The organism is Candidatus Tisiphia endosymbiont of Parasteatoda lunata (assembly GCF_964030955.1).
GTDB lineage: Bacteria > Pseudomonadota > Alphaproteobacteria > Rickettsiales > Rickettsiaceae > Tisiphia.
In genome coordinates this window covers 1,395,207-1,413,401 of record NZ_OZ035003.1, presented here as the reverse complement: position 1 = coordinate 1,413,401, position 18,195 = coordinate 1,395,207, and the positions used below count along the sequence as shown (strand labels likewise).

19 protein-coding genes and 2 pseudogenes are annotated in these 18,195 nt (G+C 32.8%); 12 read left to right on the top strand and 9 right to left on the bottom strand.

Annotated features, from left to right (window positions below):
• The first annotated feature begins 54 nt into the window (after positions 1 to 54).
• From AAHN00_RS08800 to AAHN00_RS08790, 3 genes are all read left to right on the top strand, one after another.
• Complete coding sequence (locus tag AAHN00_RS08800; protein ID WP_342271047.1) at positions 55 to 846, top strand: hypothetical protein; 792 nt, start codon at positions 55 to 57, stop codon at positions 844 to 846.
• A 188-nt stretch (positions 847 to 1,034) separates the two neighbouring features.
• Entirely contained in the window at positions 1,035 to 1,703 is a 669-nt protein-coding gene (locus AAHN00_RS08795) for a phage capsid protein (protein WP_342271046.1), read from the top strand.
• Between the two features lie 72 nt (positions 1,704 to 1,775).
• A complete protein-coding gene (locus tag AAHN00_RS08790) occupies positions 1,776 to 2,462 on the top strand; it encodes a transposase (RefSeq protein ID WP_342271045.1) in 687 nt (228 codons plus the stop codon).
• Positions 2,463 to 2,512: 50 nt separating this feature from the next.
• Here the strand turns inward: AAHN00_RS08790 and AAHN00_RS08785 are convergent, their stop codons facing one another.
• Positions 2,513 to 3,019, bottom strand: a complete 507-nt coding sequence (locus AAHN00_RS08785) for a transposase (RefSeq protein ID WP_410521445.1) — start codon at positions 3,017 to 3,019, stop codon at positions 2,513 to 2,515.
• A 32-nt stretch (positions 3,020 to 3,051) separates the two neighbouring features.
• Here AAHN00_RS08785 and AAHN00_RS08780 point away from each other — a divergent pair, with 32 nt between their 5' ends.
• Entirely contained in the window at positions 3,052 to 4,032 is a 981-nt protein-coding gene (locus tag AAHN00_RS08780) for a transposase (RefSeq protein WP_342271025.1), read from the top strand.
• Here AAHN00_RS08780 and AAHN00_RS08775 read toward each other — a convergent pair.
• Both AAHN00_RS08775 and AAHN00_RS08770 read right to left on the bottom strand, forming a co-directional pair.
• Entirely contained in the window at positions 4,029 to 4,835 is an 807-nt protein-coding gene (locus AAHN00_RS08775) for an IS256 family transposase (RefSeq protein WP_342271044.1), read from the bottom strand. The two genes, AAHN00_RS08780 and AAHN00_RS08775, sit on opposite strands and share 4 nt — an antisense overlap.
• 93 nt (positions 4,836 to 4,928) lie before the next feature.
• Positions 4,929 to 6,143 carry an IS256 family transposase gene (locus AAHN00_RS08770; RefSeq protein WP_342270921.1) on the bottom strand — a complete coding sequence of 405 codons (1,215 nt, stop codon included), beginning with the start codon at positions 6,141 to 6,143 and terminating at the stop codon, positions 4,929 to 4,931.
• Between the two features lie 74 nt (positions 6,144 to 6,217).
• On the opposite strand from AAHN00_RS08770, the pseudogene AAHN00_RS08765 reads away from it, so the two are divergent.
• Positions 6,218 to 6,340 (top strand): annotated as a pseudogene (locus tag AAHN00_RS08765) (transposase); the annotation flags it as partial.
• Positions 6,341 to 6,404: 64 nt separating this feature from the next.
• Here the strand turns inward: AAHN00_RS08765 and AAHN00_RS08760 are convergent.
• Complete coding sequence (locus tag AAHN00_RS08760; RefSeq protein ID WP_342270912.1) at positions 6,405 to 7,589, bottom strand: IS3 family transposase; 1,185 nt, start codon at positions 7,587 to 7,589, stop codon at positions 6,405 to 6,407.
• A 253-nt stretch (positions 7,590 to 7,842) separates the two neighbouring features.
• Positions 7,843 to 8,118, bottom strand: a complete 276-nt coding sequence (locus tag AAHN00_RS08755; RefSeq protein ID WP_342272628.1) for a conjugal transfer protein TraD — start codon at positions 8,116 to 8,118, stop codon at positions 7,843 to 7,845.
• A 619-nt stretch (positions 8,119 to 8,737) separates the two neighbouring features.
• Here AAHN00_RS08755 and AAHN00_RS08750 point away from each other — a divergent pair.
• A pseudogene (locus tag AAHN00_RS08750) lies at positions 8,738 to 9,328 on the top strand (MobA/MobL family protein); the annotation flags it as partial.
• Positions 9,329 to 9,330: 2 nt separating this feature from the next.
• On the opposite strand, the gene AAHN00_RS08745 reads toward AAHN00_RS08750, so the two are convergent.
• Entirely contained in the window at positions 9,331 to 10,221 is an 891-nt protein-coding gene (locus AAHN00_RS08745) for an IS982 family transposase (RefSeq protein WP_250310582.1), read from the bottom strand.
• A gap of 146 nt (positions 10,222 to 10,367) precedes the next feature.
• Here AAHN00_RS08745 and AAHN00_RS15125 point away from each other — a divergent pair, with 146 nt between their 5' ends.
• From AAHN00_RS15125 to AAHN00_RS08725, 6 genes are all read left to right on the top strand, one after another.
• The gene (locus AAHN00_RS15125; protein WP_410521380.1) at positions 10,368 to 11,156 is read left to right on the top strand and encodes an AAA family ATPase; all 789 of its coding nucleotides are present in this window, start codon (positions 10,368 to 10,370) and stop codon (positions 11,154 to 11,156) included.
• Positions 11,157 to 11,190: 34 nt separating this feature from the next.
• Complete coding sequence (locus AAHN00_RS15120; RefSeq protein ID WP_410521379.1) at positions 11,191 to 12,207, top strand: hypothetical protein; 1,017 nt, start codon at positions 11,191 to 11,193, stop codon at positions 12,205 to 12,207.
• 87 nt (positions 12,208 to 12,294) lie between these two features.
• Positions 12,295 to 12,810: a hypothetical protein gene (locus AAHN00_RS15115; protein WP_410521378.1), complete on the top strand. Its 516-nt coding sequence runs from the start codon at positions 12,295 to 12,297 to the stop codon at positions 12,808 to 12,810.
• Between the two features lie 36 nt (positions 12,811 to 12,846).
• Positions 12,847 to 13,185: a hypothetical protein gene (locus AAHN00_RS08735; protein WP_342271043.1), complete on the top strand. Its 339-nt coding sequence runs from the start codon at positions 12,847 to 12,849 to the stop codon at positions 13,183 to 13,185.
• A 32-nt stretch (positions 13,186 to 13,217) separates the two neighbouring features.
• Positions 13,218 to 14,183, top strand: a complete 966-nt coding sequence (locus AAHN00_RS08730) for an Rpn family recombination-promoting nuclease/putative transposase (RefSeq protein WP_342259404.1) — start codon at positions 13,218 to 13,220, stop codon at positions 14,181 to 14,183.
• A 247-nt stretch (positions 14,184 to 14,430) separates the two neighbouring features.
• A complete protein-coding gene (locus AAHN00_RS08725) occupies positions 14,431 to 15,693 on the top strand; it encodes an IS256 family transposase (RefSeq protein WP_342270914.1) in 1,263 nt (420 codons plus the stop codon).
• Here AAHN00_RS08725 and AAHN00_RS08720 read toward each other — a convergent pair.
• The 3 genes from AAHN00_RS08720 to AAHN00_RS08710 all read right to left on the bottom strand — a co-directional run bounded on the left by AAHN00_RS08720 (position 15,662) and on the right by AAHN00_RS08710 (position 18,164).
• Positions 15,662 to 16,393, bottom strand: a complete 732-nt coding sequence (locus tag AAHN00_RS08720) for an IS6 family transposase (protein WP_342271042.1) — start codon at positions 16,391 to 16,393, stop codon at positions 15,662 to 15,664. The genes AAHN00_RS08725 and AAHN00_RS08720 overlap by 32 nt on opposite strands.
• 70 nt (positions 16,394 to 16,463) lie before the next feature.
• On the bottom strand, positions 16,464 to 17,384 hold the full coding sequence (locus AAHN00_RS08715; RefSeq protein ID WP_342271041.1) for an Rpn family recombination-promoting nuclease/putative transposase: 921 nt from the start codon (positions 17,382 to 17,384) through the stop codon (positions 16,464 to 16,466).
• A 201-nt stretch (positions 17,385 to 17,585) separates the two neighbouring features.
• The gene (locus AAHN00_RS08710; RefSeq protein WP_342271040.1) at positions 17,586 to 18,164 is read right to left on the bottom strand and encodes a transposase; all 579 of its coding nucleotides are present in this window, start codon (positions 18,162 to 18,164) and stop codon (positions 17,586 to 17,588) included.
• Between the last annotated feature and the right edge of the window lie 31 nt (positions 18,165 to 18,195).

Sequence of the window (18,195 nt, the reverse complement as noted above, 5' to 3'; positions counted from 1 at the left end):
GTTTTTTGTCAAATTTCTAAGAAAATTACGTATGAAATTATCAATGAGTAAAATATGAGTGAAGAAGTAAATATTATTAACCATGAAACTGGCAGCAGCAATAGCAATGATTCATGGTTAGCTAGTTTGCCGGAGGAGATACGCAAAGCTGAATCACTGAGCAAGTTTAAAGATGTCTCTTCTTTGGCACAGAGCTATTTAGAAGCAGAAAAAAGCTTGAATCAATGGGTTGTTGTGCCAAAGTCCGAAGCTTCAGAAGAGGAATGGCGTAAATTTTATTGTCGCTTAGGCTTGCCTGAGGATAAGAGATATACTGATAAAAGAAGTAAGGAAGATGAAGAATATCTAGCTCGCTATGAGGAGATGTTTTACCAAAGCGGTTTATCTAAAAAGCAGGGCGAGAAGTTACTGGAGAATTTGTATGCTTTTTCGCAGGATTTGCAGAAGCAGCAGCAAAAAGCCATTGAACAAGCTAGTCACTCAAATATTGATTGGCTAAAAAATAATTATGGTAATGAGTTCGATAGCAAGATGATAGTAATGCAAGCAGCCTTGTCTAAATTCGGTACTAAGGAACTAGCTAACTTAATTGAAGAATCAAGTTACTCGCCAGCTTTAGTAGATTTATTAGTTCGGGTTGGTGAAACCTTAAAATCTGATTCATTGGTTACCGGTAATGAACCACCGATAATTAGCAGTCAAGATAAGGCATTGCAAGAGATTAATAGACTTGAATCTGATGGGGAATTCATGTTAAAATTAAATAACAAAGAGCATACGGGACATGATCAAGCTGTTAAACGTATGGAGGAATTGTACAAGATAGCTTATGATAAAAAACAATAATGAGTAACAAAAATAAAGTGAAGAAACAACAACTAAAATAGTGACAACTCGTTTTAAAGGCTGCCACTCGCAATAACCTATCCTAAAAGAGCCACTGCAATATAGTGCTTTAAATATTAGATTTTTTTAAATAACAAATCATTTCTCAAATTAGATTTTAAAAAAAATTTATTGATAGGAGAAAGAAAATGCAACAAATAACTGACAGCCTTAAGGAACAATTTGCTAAAAATATTAGCTTAGTGATCCAGCAGGAAGGGTCAAAGTTACGGAAATGTGTTACTAACGGTACGCAAGATACTGAGGTAATTAGCTTTGAGTCAATGACTAACCATGAGGTTGAGAGTAGAAACCGGCAGCCAATTGATCCTGATGATCATCTGCATGGTCATTATGCGGAAGCCGGCAATGCTAAGCGATTAGAACAAATAGAGTTTAAAATACCGACTATTTCAAGACGGTTTCTGACGGCATCGAGCTATCACTGGAATGCCACAATGGATAGGAACGATAAGCTAAACCTGTTAACTGATCCAACCTCGCATTTTCCTAAGATGGCTGGTTGGGCAATGGGCAGACAACAAGACCGAGTAATTATCAAAGCTTTTGCCGGGTCGGTTCGAGCAGGTCGTACTGGCAGTAACGTCATTAACTTTGATGTAGCAAGTAATGTAGTACCAGTGGGCTTTAAGGTTACTGATGCTGATTTAACCTTAAATGCTCAAATATCGGCTGTCGAGAACAAAGACATCATACTACAGAAAAGAGCGGGATTAACTGTTGAAAAATTAATAAAAGCCCATCATATCTTAAAAAAACGTTCTTTTGGTATGTATGATAAAGAGTCTGTCCTATAGTTTGTGTAAGTTGCAAAGAAAGCAGTAAGAGATTACTGTAAAAAAAGTAACTTAAGCAAGCAAGGAGGAATTATGGCTAAAAAATTAGATACAGATAAAGATACATTAGACATCAGTAATCAGCTAGTAGAAGAATTATTATCAAAAGCAGATCCATCGGAGTTATTTGGTCGAGATGGTTTATTTCAACAGCTAAAGAAGCAAATAGTTGAGAAAATATTAGCAAGTGAGTTGGATCATGAATTAGGATATTCAAAACATAGCAAGATGCCAAAAGTAGATAATAATCGTCGTAATGGTAGCTATGAGAAGACAGTAATTGATGGGGATGGTCGTAAGCTGACAGTAGAAGTACCAAGAGATCGGGAAGGAGAGTATAATCCTCAATTAATACCAAAAGGGCTGAGGAGATTTAATGGATTTGATGAGAAAGTGATATCCCTTTATGGTCGCGGTATGACAGTCAGCGAGATCCGAGGGCATTTAGAAGAAATATATCAAACTGATGTATCTGGTGACTTGATATCCACCATAACAGATGGGGTGATAGAAGAAGTAACTAGGTGGCAAAATCGTTGTTTAGATAGGGTGTATCCAATATTATACTTGGACTGTATCTATGTAAAATCTAGAGACAATCACATAGTAATAAATAAAGCAGTATATTTAGCACTTGCTGTAAATATAGAAGGGAAAAAGGAGTTACTTGGCATTTGGATAGGCAAAAATGAAGGTGCTAAATTGAGCCTTTCTAATTAAGTGTGTAAATTTTTCATAGGGCTTGAGTCAATCATTTAATTTGTGTAAGTTCATTTTTTATTTTCCAATAAATCATATTTAAAATCTCCACAAAGTATTTCAAATTGATTTAAAGCTAAAGACCAATCTTTAATAGGCATGGTCCATTTTTTGGCTGCATTTTGTAGGGATAAAAATATTATTTTTTGAATTGACTTATCATCTGGAAACACCCCCTTATTTTTGATAATTTTTCTAATTTGACGATTTACAGATTCTATAGTGTTAGTAGTATAAATTACCTTTCTGATCTCTTCAGGAAAGGCAAAAAACGGTATTATCCCAGACCAATTACGTTGCCAAATATCAGAAATTACCGGATATTTTTTATCCCATTTTACACCAAATTGCTGAAGTTTTAAACGTGCCATTTCGTCATTATTAGCTGTATAAATTTGTTTTAGATCTGATGTGACCTCTTTTAAATCTTTATATGACACATACTTTACTGAATTGCGAACCATATGTACAATACATAATTGTACTATAGCAGGAGTTTCGCACTTAGCAAAAAATATGTTAATCTAGCAAGAAAGAGTTTTAGTTAAGCATGGCAAGATCAAAATGTAGCAAAGACTTATATAAATCATTTTTACAAGCAAGTAGCGTAAGATATAGTGGTAAAGCATTATCTGAAGTAAGTCCAATAAACCTATCTCATGATAGTGCAAGTCGATGGTTAAATAGTAAGGATTTCCGCCCTAGCGGGATCTACAGAGAAGTGTCAAAATATATTGATAGGGAAGCTTCTTGTTTATTAGTGGGAGATGACACGTTATTGTCAAAGCAATACAGTAAGAAAATTGAGCTTGTACATTATCAATATTCTGGAGCTGTACATGATGTTATACCTGGTATAGGGATGGTCAACTTACTGCATTACAATGCTAAAACTGATCAATCTACCCCTGTAGATTATAGAATATATGATAAAGAAACTGATGGAAAAACAAAGAATGAGCATTTTTGTGATATGCTTACTTTAGCTAAGGAAAGAGGGATCAATCCTGATGCAGTAGTAATGGATGCGTGGTATAGCGGTTTGGAGAATTTGAAACATATACGTAATTTAGGTTGGACATGGGTTAGTAACCTAAGAAAAAATAGAAAAGTTAATCATAATGTTAGCTTAGAAAGTTTAGAGATTCCTGATGAGGGACTAAAAATTCACCTACGTGGATACGGTTGGGTTACGGTATTTAAGTTTGTGGCAAAAAATGGTCGCATTGATTACATAACAACTAACTTAGAAAATCCAACACGTGAACAAATAGAGAAAATTGTTAAGGCACGGTGGTCTATAGAAGTTTATCATCGAGAATTAAAACAAACTTGTGGTATTGAACGCTGTCAGGCACGCACGGGTCGAGCTCAGAGAAATCATATTTGCCTTGCTGTATTTGCTTGGCTCGATATGAACAAAAGGAGGATAAATGAAAAAATTACTTTATATCAACAAACTTGGGAAGTTATAAAAACATCAATTCAGAACAACATTAGATGCCTTTTAGCTGATTCGCAATTTTGCTAACTGCGAAACTCCTGTATAGTACTCGGGAATACACTGCTTATAGCTTCTGGAAAGCCCTTTAAACCATCCACACAAGCAACATAAATTTGTTCAATTCCTCGATTCTTTAACTCAGTAACTACTTGCATCCAAAATTTAGCACCTTCATTTTTGCCTATCCAAATGCCAAGTAACTCCTTTTTCCCTTCTATATTTACAGCAAGTGCTAAATATACTGCTTTATTTATTACTATGTGATTGTCTCTAGATTTTACATAGATACAGTCCAAGTATAATATTGGATACACCCTATCTAAACAACGATTTTGCCACCTAGTTACTTCTTCTATCACCCCATCTGTTATGGTGGATATCAAGTCACCAGATACATCAGTTTGATATATTTCTTCTAAATGCCCTCGGATCTCGCTGACTGTCATACCGCGACCATAAAGGGATATCACTTTCTCATCAAATCCATTAAATCTCCTCAGCCCTTTTGGTATTAATTGAGGATTATACTCTCCTTCCCGATCTCTTGGTACTTCTACTGTCAGCTTACGACCATCCCCATCAATTACTGTCTTCTCATAGCTACCATTACGACGATTATTATCTACTTTTGGCATCTTGCTATGTTTTGAATATCCTAATTCATGATCCAACTCACTTGCTAATATTTTCTCAACTATTTGCTTCTTTAGCTGTTGAAATAAACCATCTCGACCAAATAACTCCGATGGATCTGCTTTTGATAATAATTCTTCTACTAGCTGATTACTGATGTCTAATGTATCTTTATCTGTATCTAATTTTTTAGCCATAATTCCTCCTTGCTTGCTTAAGTTACTTTTTTTACAGTAATCTCTTACTGCTTTCTTTGCAACTTACACAAACTATAGGACAGACTCTAGGGCTTAAATTCTACCTTCAAATTTTATCAAAAAGTGAGCCATAGCTGCGTTCCAGTTTGGAATCGGCATAACCCATTTCTTGGTCATATAATCAATTGCCAAATACAAGGTCTTAAAAACGGCATTATCATTTGGAAAAACCCGTTTATTCTTAGTAACCTTACGTAATTGACTATTGACAGATTCTACACTATTAGTTGTGTATATTACTTTCCTTATCGCCTCAGGGTATCCTAGAAAAACCATTAAATTTTCCCAATGAACATACCAAGATTTAGCAATTTGTGGATACTGTTTACTCCATTTAGCTTCAAAAGATTCTAAAGCAAGATGTGCTTCTTCCTCTGTGCTAGCAGTATATATAGGCTTTAAATCAGCCGCTAATTCTTTTCGGTCTTTATATGATACATATTTTAAACTATTTCTAATCTGATGTACAATACATAATTGATGTTCGGTTTTCGGAAAAACTGCTTCTATTGCCTCAGACATACCGGTTAAATTATCACTGCAAGCAATAAGCATGTCTTGCATACCTCTGTTCTTCATCTCAGTAAAATTACCAAGCCAAAATTTCGCTCCTTCATTTTCACTGATCCACAATCCTAAAATATCCTTCCTTCCAGATAAATCAATACCTAATGCTACATATACAGACTTATTGATAATTCGTTTATCTTGACGTACTTTTACTACTAAACAGTCAAAAAATACTATAGCATATACTCGATCCAATGGTCGGCTTTGCCATATCTTGACATCCTCAATTACATCATCAGTAATTTGACTTATCAAACTTTCGCTAACGTCAGCTCCATACAATTCTTGCATTTGAATCTTAATATCAGATAAGCTCATTCCTTTAGCGTATAATGATATTATTTTATCATCAAATCCTTCAATACGTCTTTGACGCTTCGGAATTAATGCAGGTTCAAATGTACTACTTCTATCCCTTGGAACCTCAATCTCTACAACTCCATTATTTGTTACTAGATTCTTTACATTCCTACCATTACGAACATTATCACTATCAGTATGACAATATTTATCATATCCTAAATGATTATTCATCTCTGACTGCAATGCCTTCTCTACAAGCCGTTTGGTTAATTGTTTTAATAAACCATCCTCTTTAAGTAATGTTGATATATCTGTATCATTATTTATTAATAAATCTATCGCTTGATTCATTGCTTCATTTTGTTTTTGGTGCATTATAATTTCTCCTTTTGTTATATTATATTTTTATATAACCTTTGAAAAATTTACACACTTATTTGTACAGAGCCGCTAAATTTTGGATGCAAGTAGTTACTGAGTTAAAGAATCGAGGAATTGAACAAATTTATGTTGCTTGTGTGGATGGTTTAAAGGGCTTTCCAGAAGCTATAAGCAGTGTATTCCCGAGTACTAGAAACTGGACTGATTTTTCAAGACAAATTTTTCACTAATTTTGTTTCCCATTTTACATAATTTTTAAGCTGCATTTTGTAAGTAATCAAGATACACGTTCATCGGTTTTTTATAACCAATACTTGAATGGAATCTTTGATTGTTATATTTATCCATGTATTTATCAATACCATCTTTAAGTTCTGCGATATTTTTAAAATCATTTATAAATATACAATTATATTTTAAAGTTCTAAAAAATCTTTCAATCACAATATTATCAATGCTTCTACCCTTACCGTTCATTGAGATTTGTATATTATTCTCTTTTAGAATTCCCGTATGCTCATGTCCAGTATATTGACTACCCTGATCACTATTGAATATTTGTGGTGCAGGGTATTTATTCAGTGCATCTTTTAATACATCGGTTACAAGTGATGCATCCATAGAATTAGATACTTTATAACTTAGTATTGCCTTACTATGCCAATCTATAATCGCCACAAGATACATAAATCCTCCGTTAGTTCTAATATAAGTAATGTCACCACTCCACACTTGATTAACATAAGGTACATGAATAGTTCTATTCGTTCCTGATTTGTGCCAGTACGGCTCAAGCAAATAGCTATAAATTTTATGTTGACCATCCTTCACAGAAGTAGATTGCTTTTTATGAGGATGAATAGCTTCTATACCCATTATTCCCATATATTTAAGCACCCTATCTCTGCCCACATTAAAGCCGTCTTCCAATAATTGTTTGTATATATAACGATAACCATACTCAGGGTTATCCGTATATATTTCATCTATTCTATTTAAAATATCAAGATTATATAAGCTCATTACTTTAGCTTTATAATATACTCCAGATCTGCTTATCTTTAATAGTTCACATTGCCTTGTCTTTGCTAACGTACTCAGCTTGGGGTCGACAAGACTTTTCTTATTTGATAAGTCCAAGCTGTTTAGCTTTCCCACCGCCCAGTCCCTCTCGACTGTAGCCTTACCTAATGCTTTTGCAAGTTCATCGTTTTGATTCTTAAGTTCACTAATCTGCCCTTTGTACTCACTAACAGCTTTTGCTGGCTCAAATGCCAATGACGCATTATCTAAAAATTGTCGTTTCCAGTTTTGCATAGTTTTAGCCGTTACTTCATATTTGACCGATAACTGACCTATTGTTGATTCTTCTTTTAACATCTCTAATACTATTTTAGTTTTTGCTTCTGCACTAAAATTTTTAATTTGTTTTTTACCCATTTGTTTCTCTTTAATTTTATTTATTATTCTATACTTATTGAGAAACAAAAATACCTGCTTCTTTGTCTAATTTTTTCAGTCCATTATAGTTCTGTTGTTAATGAAGAAAATGTTCCTTCATCATACCTTGCATATTCCTTCATTTTTTAATTATATTAGATTATCTAGATGGATAGTATCATGTACTGCATAATTTATCTAATCTTTAATTAAAATATTTGAAAATTTATATATTACGCTGGTACACATCATGCTAAGAATCAAGATTATCGAAAATATCCCTGCCAATTTTAGTCCATTGGTATTTGATATGTGGGGACTCTGTTAATTCATTTTTTAAAGCAATTAATGCCCCAAATAGACTATTGGTAGGTAAGTCATCGAGCTTTGCTTTAGCAATCAATCCCCCCAGTTCAATTAAGCGATGAGTACGCATTTTTCTTTCTATAATTTTAAGTTTAGCTTCTTCAGTAATAATTTTAGCTTTCTTTTGTTGTAATTTTAATCTTTGTTTTATGACATTCTCCATATGGTAAAATATTTTAGACATTAAATTAAGGCTTACATGTCATGAATGCACAATAAATTCAAGAAGTCCAATGAATTATAGAGTTCTGATAAAAATTTTCATATTTTTTTCTAAATCAGATAATTGATACAACAGAAGACTACAAGCAATAATGAATGGATAGGACAATGCAAGAATCCCCACTCCTACCGAACCAGCAAATTAATATAAACAGATATTGCCATTATTTTAACCCGAGTTGCCAATTAATTTATAAGAGCAGAGCTAGGTTTTATGAGCTTTTGAGGTTAATTTGCAACATTAAAACACTCAATAAAAACTATATTTTTTAGAAATATGTTTGTATTGAAAATGTTTTAGTATCGAGCCTCACATGGAATCAGCTTTAAATATAGCTTTTACCAGTATAATTAATTGGCAACTCGGGTTATTTTAAGTAGTAGCTGAAAAGCTACAGAGAAGAGGTTATTAACCTAACTTTATATTAGGTTAATACGCAATATATAAACCAAAGGTTTATTGTTTTTTTTGCTGGTTCATTTGATCTAGATTCTAGTCGATGATTTAAAATTTACATGGTAATGTAATGCAAGATTGAGATAATGAACAGTAAAGAATTATGGCGATACAATTTGCAAGGATCGAGATAGTAAATAGAACCTCAGGAGGAAATAGCTGTTGTAAAGCCGCTTATAATGCGAGGATGATTATTAAAGATCATCAGACTAATGTTACTTATAATTTTGCTAGAAAAGGAGATAACGTCTATCATACAGTTTTACTACCTAGTTATGTAGATAGAAGATTTAAAGACCCTGAAATATTAATGAATGAGGTAGAGCGTACAGAAAGAAGAAAGAATAGCCAGTTATTAAAAGAGGTTGTTATAGCCTTGCCTGACGATAAGGAGCTAGATTTACAAGATAGAATAGCCATTACCCATGAAATAATAGAAGAGATGGCATGGGTAAAAAATGGTTTAGGAGTGCAAGTAGATATACATAAGCCCCATAATGGAGAACGAAATTGGCATGCTCATCTGCTTGTTACTACTAGGAGATTTACAGAAGATGGTAAAAGTTTAGGAGCAAAAGCAGTAGATTTAAATCCTGAATTTAAAAAAGTTAACGGTAAAGCATTTATTATTCCAGAACCACAGATGATTCATCAGAGAGCCAAAGAAGTAATGAACAGATATTTTGCTAAATTACGTCAATTCGGGATAAGGATATTGTGAACATGTAGATTAAAATCAAATTTTGTTGAAGGTTTATTTTTCTTTAATGAGTAAGCAACAAGAGTAGATAATATATGGACAAAGGCATTTATTGGTGATCTATGTCTAGTATGTTCAAGGTTCATTTTATTTTTTAGATAATCAAAAACTGTTTCAATTAAGTTACGTTTTCGAAGTAAGATTTTTTCTTTCAAATCCATTAATTTATTTTCCATATTCTTCTTAATTCCATGAATCATTTTTAAGCCTCTTTCATATAAATTTAAGAACAAATTTTGCTTAATATAACCTTTATCAGCTGCTATAATTCCAGTTAATCTTTTTGTTAACTCCGGTACTGGAACCCTATCATCTACATTGCCTTTGGTCACTTTTAATGCCATAAACTCCCCTTTATTATTGATTATTACATGTAATTTAAAACCATAAAAATACCCCATAGAGGATTTACTATGTTTGGCTAATCCTTTAAAAACTTTATTGCTATAACGCCTTTTATTGTGACAAGCTTTAATCGTTGTAGAGTCAATAAAATAAATACCTGTTTCCTCACCAAACAACAAATGAATCAACATATTTAGCGGTATGAATAATCGTGCCATTAATTCAACAAATCTATTATAACTCAAGGCTTTGGGAAAATCATCCTTATGCATGCACTCTATATAACTTTTATAGAAAAATTTAAAATTCTTAGCATAGGATGTATGAAACATAATTATTATTGTTAACATTTCACTTAGACTCATGCTACAACAGCGATTTCTTTGCTTATTTGATGGTAATAACTTTCTCTGTTCATACTCCAAATAAATTTTACAAAAATCATCTATAAAACTATATAATTCTGTGATATCTTTTTTCATGCCTGTAGTTTGTTTTTTTGTTTAAAAATATAAATACTGCAGGCACTCCTTTTTGACAATCCTTTTATCTATTACTATTTCATCTATATCTTATCCCGAACTGACGTAAATTAGGTTTAGAAAATAGAGTGGATTCAATAAGCATGATGCCACAACAACATCTTAGTCCTGTGAGAATGAGAGGTATCATTAATGAAATAGCGGAGCAAAATGAGCTACGCAAGCTAGCTCATCTAAAAATTATTAAAGATAGTGATGGGGTATTAAATTGTATTATAAGACATCAAGCTATTTTTAGTAAACAAGATGTAGTAAGAGCGGTTAAAGAAATTCAAGGAAAAGAGGAAAAGCAAAAATTAATTCAAGGCGTATTAAATTCAGACAGGTTAGTAAAACTATATAATGAAGATGGCAAAGATACTAAATATTATACTACTTGCGATGTTCGAGAAGAAGAAACGCGTTTACTTAGAGTAGCTAATAAAATTCATGATAATATCAATTATAATATAGTCGGTAATATAGCAAGTTTAAAAGAAGATATAGCAAAACTTTCTAACATTAGCGAGTCTCAGAGAGAAGCACTACAACATATTTTACTGCAATATAATGGGATAAGAATGCTGCGTGGTAGAGCTGGTACTGGTAAATCACAAATACTTGCTACTGCCTATAAACTTGTTACTCACCATGGACAAAATATTATAGGGCTTAGCCCTACTCATAAAGCTGTATCAGAGCTAAAAAGTAAGGGTTATCAACAATGTTACACGGTAAAGGGATTTTTATTCAAATTGTATAATGGTAAAATTACTCTGCCAAATAATAGTTTACTAGTAGTAGATGAAGCAGGAATGGTGAGTAATAGTGATTATTTAGAATTATTTAAGATAGCAAGAAGCTCTAATTGTAATTTAATATTAGCAGGAGATTAGAAGCAACTAACCTCAATCGAGCGAGCGAGGTGGAATGTTTGAAATATTTGCCAGTACATTTGGTTCATATGTACTTAGTGATATTAGAAGACAAAGCCAGCAATGGGCAAGAGAAATGGCTTTATGTTTTGCTAAATCAGATATTGCAGCTGGGATAGTGTTGTTAGAGAGGCATAATGGGTTAAAGATTGATCATACTTTGGAAGAATCAATGGCAAGATTAATTGATGATTGGAATAGTAGCAGATTTACTCTACAAGAACGTTTAATAATTACTGTAGGCAACCAAGAAGTAGATAGTATTAATCAAGGAATAAGAGAATTATTAAAAGCAAGTGGATTACTAACGGGTAAAGAATATCGTCGCTCTATTCTAGGCTTAAAATCAGATAAGCAATATGAAGATTATATGGTAGGAGATCGTATTTTATTTAAGGCTACTGACAAAGAGTTACAAATAGAAAATGGTGAATTTGCTACTCTAGTTTCAGTAAGTAACAATAAGTTTGTTGCTAAAACAGATCAAGGTAGAGAAATAGCATTTAATCCAGAAGGGATAAGTTTTAAACACGGCTATGCTTCTACAGTCTATAAAGCTCAAGGAGCATCAATTAAAGATGTATATGTCTTACATAATCTAGCTGGTAATGTTCGGAACTCTTATGTTGAGATGACCAGGCATGTAGAACAAGTCAAGCTGTACTGTAATAGGCAGGCTATAAGAAATATGGCAAGTTTAATATCACAACTTGCTAGGATAGATAATAGGCTAGCAAGTATGCATTTTAAAACTTTAGAAGATTTAAATAAAATGAATGAAGATAAAAATCCTACTATCATCAATAAAGTAGGTGATTGGTTTAAATATGTAGCCAATGACATAGAGGATAGATTGCATAATAATAAGCAATATTATCAACAGACAGTAAAAGCAGAATCACTTGTTAAAGTAGTAGAAGTTTTGCAGCAGACTAGCATAAATCTTGCTCAAAATAATCAACTGCAAGAAGGGTTAAACAACTCTGGTAAAATGTTAACTAATAGCAGTTAACCACTCTGCACTGCAAGTGCAGAGCTTAATATTACGGCATGAATGCCTCATGTATGTACTAACTTAAAAGTTAGAAACTATTTGTGTATGGCTCATTTAGAAAGTGTCACAACACAAAAAAATATATCTGTGAAGTGTAAGATTTTGTTAAAAAATATCCTATCTTTTCTTGATAAGATATTTAAAATTTATGTTGAAACGACGCACTGCAAGTGCGGGGTTTTTCTCCCAAAGTGGGACAATAAATCACAAGTCAAATCTATAGAACTAGAACTTGGGAAATCAGCAAATCACGATATATTACAGAAGTTTCAATGGCAAATAAAATCATTGGAAAGATTTACTACTAAGGAGAACATAAATACAGCCTTGCAAATATATAAGGAAAAAGGCATAGAGTCTTTTATTCTCTATAGCAAGAATAGTTGTTCTAAAGCTATTGAGCAGAAAATAACAAAAGATTTGCAAATAATGAAAAATAAGTTTGCTCCTAATTATAATTTAGGTAGTGTTAGATTCTGCGATATAGTAGTTAACCACTCTGCACTGCAAGTGCAGAGCTTAATATTACGGCATGAATGCCTCATGTATGTACTAACTTAAAAGTTAGAAACTATTTGTGTATGGCTCATTTAGAAAGTGTCACAACACAAAAAGAATATATCTGTGAAGTGTAAGATTTTGTTAAAAAATATCTGTATGATTCATTCTTATCTTTTCTTGATAAGATATTTAAAATTTATGTTGAAACGACGCACTGCAAGTGCGGGGTTTTTCTCCCAAAGTGGGACAATAAATGATTTTAGAGGTAAAAGCTACCCCGTACCAGAAGATTACTTAGTTGCCATAGGCAAAGATAAACAAGTGATGCAATATATTAATCCACAATCAGTAATAGGTAAGGAAATAAGAAATGAATTACAAAATGCAGCAGAGACGCAGAAAAACCAGGGAATAGTAGTTAAAGGTACTATATAGATTATATTAATAATAATTAACTAATTAAGAATATGTCAACTCAATTAAAACATGATGCATTATTTAAAAAGATAATGGTCAATCAAATAGCAGCCCAAGAATTTTTGGAACATTATTTACCAGAAGAGGTTAAGGAAATAGTTGATTTAAGCAAAATAACAATAGAGAAAGAATCATTTGTTGAGGATGACCTAAAAAGAGCTCTTAGTGATTTAGTCTATTCTGTTAAGACTAAAGATAATGAGCAAGCCTTTGTGTATGTGTTGATTGAGGCGGAGATAAGACCAAAATATTGGATGGCACTCAAATTATGGAAATATATGTTACTATTAGCTGAAAGGCATAAAAAAGGTAGAAATAAAATACCGTTGATAATACCAATGGTATTTTATCATGGTACTAGAAAGTTTAATGTGCCAAAGAACTTGTTTGAGTTATTTAGCGATCCTAAGCTTGCAAAGCAACTAATGTGTGAGGATTATAAGCTAATAGATTTGCAAGCAATGTCTGATGATGAGATAAAGCAGAAGCAACATTTTGGAATGTTAGAATATATGCTCAAATATGTACAGCAGCGAGATATATTGAAGGTGTGGGATGAACTTTTAACAAATTTTAAATCCTATATTAGTATAGATAAGTCAACAGGCTATATTTACATAAGATCGTTTTTATGGTATAGTGAGGCTAAGATAGAAGAAGGTAAGCAACAAGAGCTAGAGAGGCTAATATCGAGTCATTTAACTGCAACAGAAGAGGAGAATATTATGAGAACTATTGCTGAGAAATATATTGATGAGGGTATAGAAAAAGGGATAGTTCAAGGCATCCAGATCGGTGAAGCTAAAGGCATCCAGGTTGGTAAAGCTGAAGGTAAAGCTGAAGAGAGATTTGAAATAGCAAAGAAAATGTTAGCTCAAGGCTCTGATGTTGCTTTTATTTCTGCTGTAACTGGTCTTAGCAAATCTTTTCTTCAATCTCTTACTCAGAAAAAATAAACCCAAATTAGCGAGTCTTTCTAATTAAGTGTGTAAATTTTTCATAGGGCTTAAATTCGGTTTTGTCGCATCTATAAATCATACTACATCAAGATTGTTAAAACTAAGGTTTTGGACATTATGATGCCATTAACATAGCAAAATTCTCAAAAGTAGAAAGGAGTCTGTCCTATAGTTTGTGTAAGTTGCAAAGAAAGCAGTAAGAGATTACTGTAAAAAAAGTAACTTAAGCAAGCAAGGAGGAATTATGGCTAAAAAATTAGATACAGATAAAGATACATTAGACATCAGTAATCAGCTAGTAGAAGAATTATTATCAAAAGCAGATCCATCGGAGTTATTTGGTCGAGATGGTTTATTTCAACAGCTAAAGAAGCAAATAGTTGAGAAAATATTAGCAAGTGAGTTGGATCATGAATTAGGATATTCAAAACATAGCAAGATGCCAAAAGTAGATAATAATCGTCGTAATGGTAGCTATGAGAAGACAGTAATTGATGGGGATGGTCGTAAGCTGACAGTAGAAGTACCAAGAGATCGGGAAGGAGAGTATAATCCTCAATTAATACCAAAAGGGCTGAGGAGATTTAATGGATTTGATGAGAAAGTGATATCCCTTTATGGTCGCGGTATGACAGTCAGCGAGATCCGAGGGCATTTAGAAGAAATATATCAAACTGATGTATCTGGTGACTTGATATCCACCATAACAGATGGGGTGATAGAAGAAGTAACTAGGTGGCAAAATCGTTGTTTAGATAGGGTGTATCCAATATTATACTTGGACTGTATCTATGTAAAATCTAGAGACAATCACATAGTAATAAATAAAGCAGTATATTTAGCACTTGCTGTAAATATAGAAGGGAAAAAGGAGTTACTTGGCATTTGGATAGGCAAAAATGAAGGTGCTAAATTTTGGATGCAAGTAGTTACTGAGTTAAAGAATCGAGGAATTGAACAAATTTATGTTGCTTGTGTGGATGGTTTAAAGGGCTTTCCAGAAGCTATAAGCAGTGTATTCCCGAGTACTATAGTACAATTATGTATTGTACATATGGTTCGCAATTCAGTAAAGTATGTGTCATATAAAGATTTAAAAGAGGTCACATCAGATCTAAAACAAATTTATACAGCTAATAATGACGAAATGGCACGTTTAAAACTTCAGCAATTTGGTGTAAAATGGGATAAAAAATATCCGGTAATTTCTGATATTTGGCAACGTAATTGGTCTGGGATAATACCGTTTTTTGCCTTTCCTGAAGAGATCAGAAAGGTAATTTATACTACTAACACTATAGAATCTGTAAATCGTCAAATTAGAAAAATTATCAAAAATAAGGGGGTGTTTCCAGATGATAAGTCAATTCAAAAAATAATATTTTTATCCCTACAAAATGCAGCCAAAAAATGGACCATGCCTATTAAAGATTGGTCTTTAGCTTTAAATCAATTTGAAATACTTTGTGGAGATTTTAAATATGATTTATTGGAAAATAAAAAATGAACTTACACAAATTAAATGATTGACTCGTAGAAAGATTATCATGAGCTCCAATTATTTGTCTTTTTTGCATCATACGAATATTTTCTATACCGGTAATAGTCATTTCTGCAGAATGAAAACTCTTAAAACCAAGCATTGGCTTTGTACGTTTTTTGATAAACCTATGATCTTGTTCTACAAGATTATTCAGGTATTTGGTCTGAATAACCTTAATTTTATAATCTTTAGGAACTTCTGTATTCAAATCATTAAGAGCAGCCGTATTACTACCGCTTTTATCAATTACTACTTTCTCAGGAAAATTATTCTCTCTAAAGGCTTTACGAAAAAATGCAAGTGCTGCAGGCTTGTCTCTATGCTTACGTAGCAGAAAGTCTACAGTATTACCAAGACTATCTAGTGCTCTATATAAATAAACCCATTTACCGTTTAATTTAATATAAGTCTCATCCATTCTCCAACTACTACCAACTGGCTTCTTTCTTTTTCTAACCACCTGATCTATCAATGGTACAAATTTTATAACCCATCTTTGTAATGTAGAGTGATCAATTTTTGCTCCCCTTATACTCATCATTTCTTCCAAATCTCGATAACTTAAAGAAAATCGGCATTTCATATAGACAAATAACATTATTATTTCTGGTGAAGAACAAAATCCTTTGAAATATGATAATAATCTTGCAGTAATACGAAACATCTTAACATCTTTTTTAGATCATTATATCAATCTTTTTTCTATTGTCCAACATATGCGACAGAACCAGTCTCTATTCAAGTTTCTTGATTTCTTCTTTGGTTAAACCAGTAGACTGAGAGATTATTTCAGTAGACACTCCTGCTTTCTTAAGGTTTTTAGCTACTTCAATATTTCGTTCAGATTTACCTTCAGCTTTACCTATTTGGATACCTCTAGCTTCACCTATTTGGATACCTTCAGCTTTAGCAGTTTTTATCAGGTAATCCTCGGATGCCTTATTATCCATAATACGTTTAGTCTCTTGCTCATAAGTCAGCAATTCTTCTTCCGTCCAATTAAATTGATTTAATTCTTCATAAGCCCTTTCTATCACTTGATCAGAACCTATGATCTTACGTAAATCTTCTTCACTAGTTTCATCTGCATATTTAAAGAAATAACACCACTTCTCGATTATGTTAGTTAGTAAATTTATATCAGTGATTTTAAACTTTGGTAGCTCTATAAAAGTAAATGAAAAATCCTTTAAATCATGGGCATAGCTATCTTTATCCAAAATAATATGATCAGACTTATAGAACACCTTATCTTTAAAAATAATATTATCACTGATAGCAATAAATATTACCGCCTTTAAATCTATATATCTAGCTCCCTCATTCTTGCCTTTATTCAACTGCCGTGAATAGGCTTTAGCAGCATAATACTGTGCTCTCTTCTCAAAGCCTTCTTGTGGAGATACCTGCATCTCAATAATTAGCTGCACTCCATTTTCATCTTTGCATAATACATCTACTATGCTTTGCTTCTTTGAAGCAATCTCTGGTTCTTGAATAGTAGGTAAAAATGTTACTTCTTTGATTCTATCACTACCTTTAAGCTCTAGCACATCATTAATGAAATGAATAAGAATATCTTTATTCTTCTCCGAACCAAATATACGACGAAAGGCAATATCATTTTTAGGGTCTAGAAATTTACTAATGGTCATAAGTAGTAATTATCTGAGAGTTGTTACAGTTCCTACACGTTAGTTATTATAACATAAAGCTAGCCAAACTACTAGTATATTAAACTTAACACAAGCATATCCAATCTTCATAGCAGCAATTCCAAATATGACTTATAGAGGTAATATGACAGAGCAATTTAAAAGGTTCTGTCGCATCTATAAATCACAGGAGTTTCGCAGTTAGCAAAATTGCGAATCAGCTAAAAGGCATCTAATGTTGTTCTGAATTGATGTTTTTATAACTTCCCAAGTTTGTTGATATAAAGTAATTTTTTCATTTATCCTCCTTTTGTTCATATCGAGCCAAGCAAATACAGCAAGGCAAATATGATTTCTCTGAGCTCGACCCGTGCGTGCCTGACAGCGTTCAATACCACAAGTTTGTTTTAATTCTCGATGATAAACTTCTATAGACCACCGTGCCTTAACAATTTTCTCTATTTGTTCACGTGTTGGATTTTCTAAGTTAGTTGTTATGTAATCAATACGACCATTTTTTGCCACAAACTTAAATACCGTAACCCAACCGTATCCACGTAGGTGAATTTTTAGTCCCTCATCAGGAATCTCTAAACTTTCTAAGCTAACATTATGATTAACTTTTCTATTTTTTCTTAGGTTACTAACCCATGTCCAACCTAAATTACGTATATGTTTCAAATTCTCCAAACCGCTATACCACGCATCCATTACTACTGCATCAGGATTGATCCCTCTTTCCTTAGCTAAAGTATATAATGGACTGAAAAAATTAGACAAAGAAGCAGGTATTTTTGTTTCTCAATAAGTA

Coding starts and splice junctions, on each gene's coding strand:
- AAHN00_RS08800 (WP_342271047.1), top strand. CDS start 55: ATGAGTGAAGAAGTAAATATTATTAACCATGAAACTGGCAGCAGCAAT.
- AAHN00_RS08795 (WP_342271046.1), top strand. CDS start 1,035: ATGCAACAAATAACTGACAGCCTTAAGGAACAATTTGCTAAAAATATT.
- AAHN00_RS08790 (WP_342271045.1), top strand. CDS start 1,776: ATGGCTAAAAAATTAGATACAGATAAAGATACATTAGACATCAGTAAT.
- AAHN00_RS08780 (WP_342271025.1), top strand. CDS start 3,052: ATGGCAAGATCAAAATGTAGCAAAGACTTATATAAATCATTTTTACAA.
- AAHN00_RS08775 (WP_342271044.1), bottom strand. CDS start 4,835: ATGGCTAAAAAATTAGATACAGATAAAGATACATTAGACATCAGTAAT.
- AAHN00_RS08770 (WP_342270921.1), bottom strand. CDS start 6,143: ATGCACCAAAAACAAAATGAAGCAATGAATCAAGCGATAGATTTATTA.
- AAHN00_RS08760 (WP_342270912.1), bottom strand. CDS start 7,589: ATGGGTAAAAAACAAATTAAAAATTTTAGTGCAGAAGCAAAAACTAAA.
- AAHN00_RS08755 (WP_342272628.1), bottom strand. CDS start 8,118: ATGGAGAATGTCATAAAACAAAGATTAAAATTACAACAAAAGAAAGCT.
- AAHN00_RS08745 (WP_250310582.1), bottom strand. CDS start 10,221: ATGAAAAAAGATATCACAGAATTATATAGTTTTATAGATGATTTTTGT.
- AAHN00_RS15125 (WP_410521380.1), top strand. CDS start 10,368: ATGCCACAACAACATCTTAGTCCTGTGAGAATGAGAGGTATCATTAAT.
- AAHN00_RS15120 (WP_410521379.1), top strand. CDS start 11,191: ATGTTTGAAATATTTGCCAGTACATTTGGTTCATATGTACTTAGTGAT.
- AAHN00_RS15115 (WP_410521378.1), top strand. CDS start 12,295: ATGGCTCATTTAGAAAGTGTCACAACACAAAAAAATATATCTGTGAAG.
- AAHN00_RS08730 (WP_342259404.1), top strand. CDS start 13,218: ATGTCAACTCAATTAAAACATGATGCATTATTTAAAAAGATAATGGTC.
- AAHN00_RS08725 (WP_342270914.1), top strand. CDS start 14,431: ATGGCTAAAAAATTAGATACAGATAAAGATACATTAGACATCAGTAAT.
- AAHN00_RS08720 (WP_342271042.1), bottom strand. CDS start 16,393: ATGTTTCGTATTACTGCAAGATTATTATCATATTTCAAAGGATTTTGT.
- AAHN00_RS08715 (WP_342271041.1), bottom strand. CDS start 17,384: ATGACCATTAGTAAATTTCTAGACCCTAAAAATGATATTGCCTTTCGT.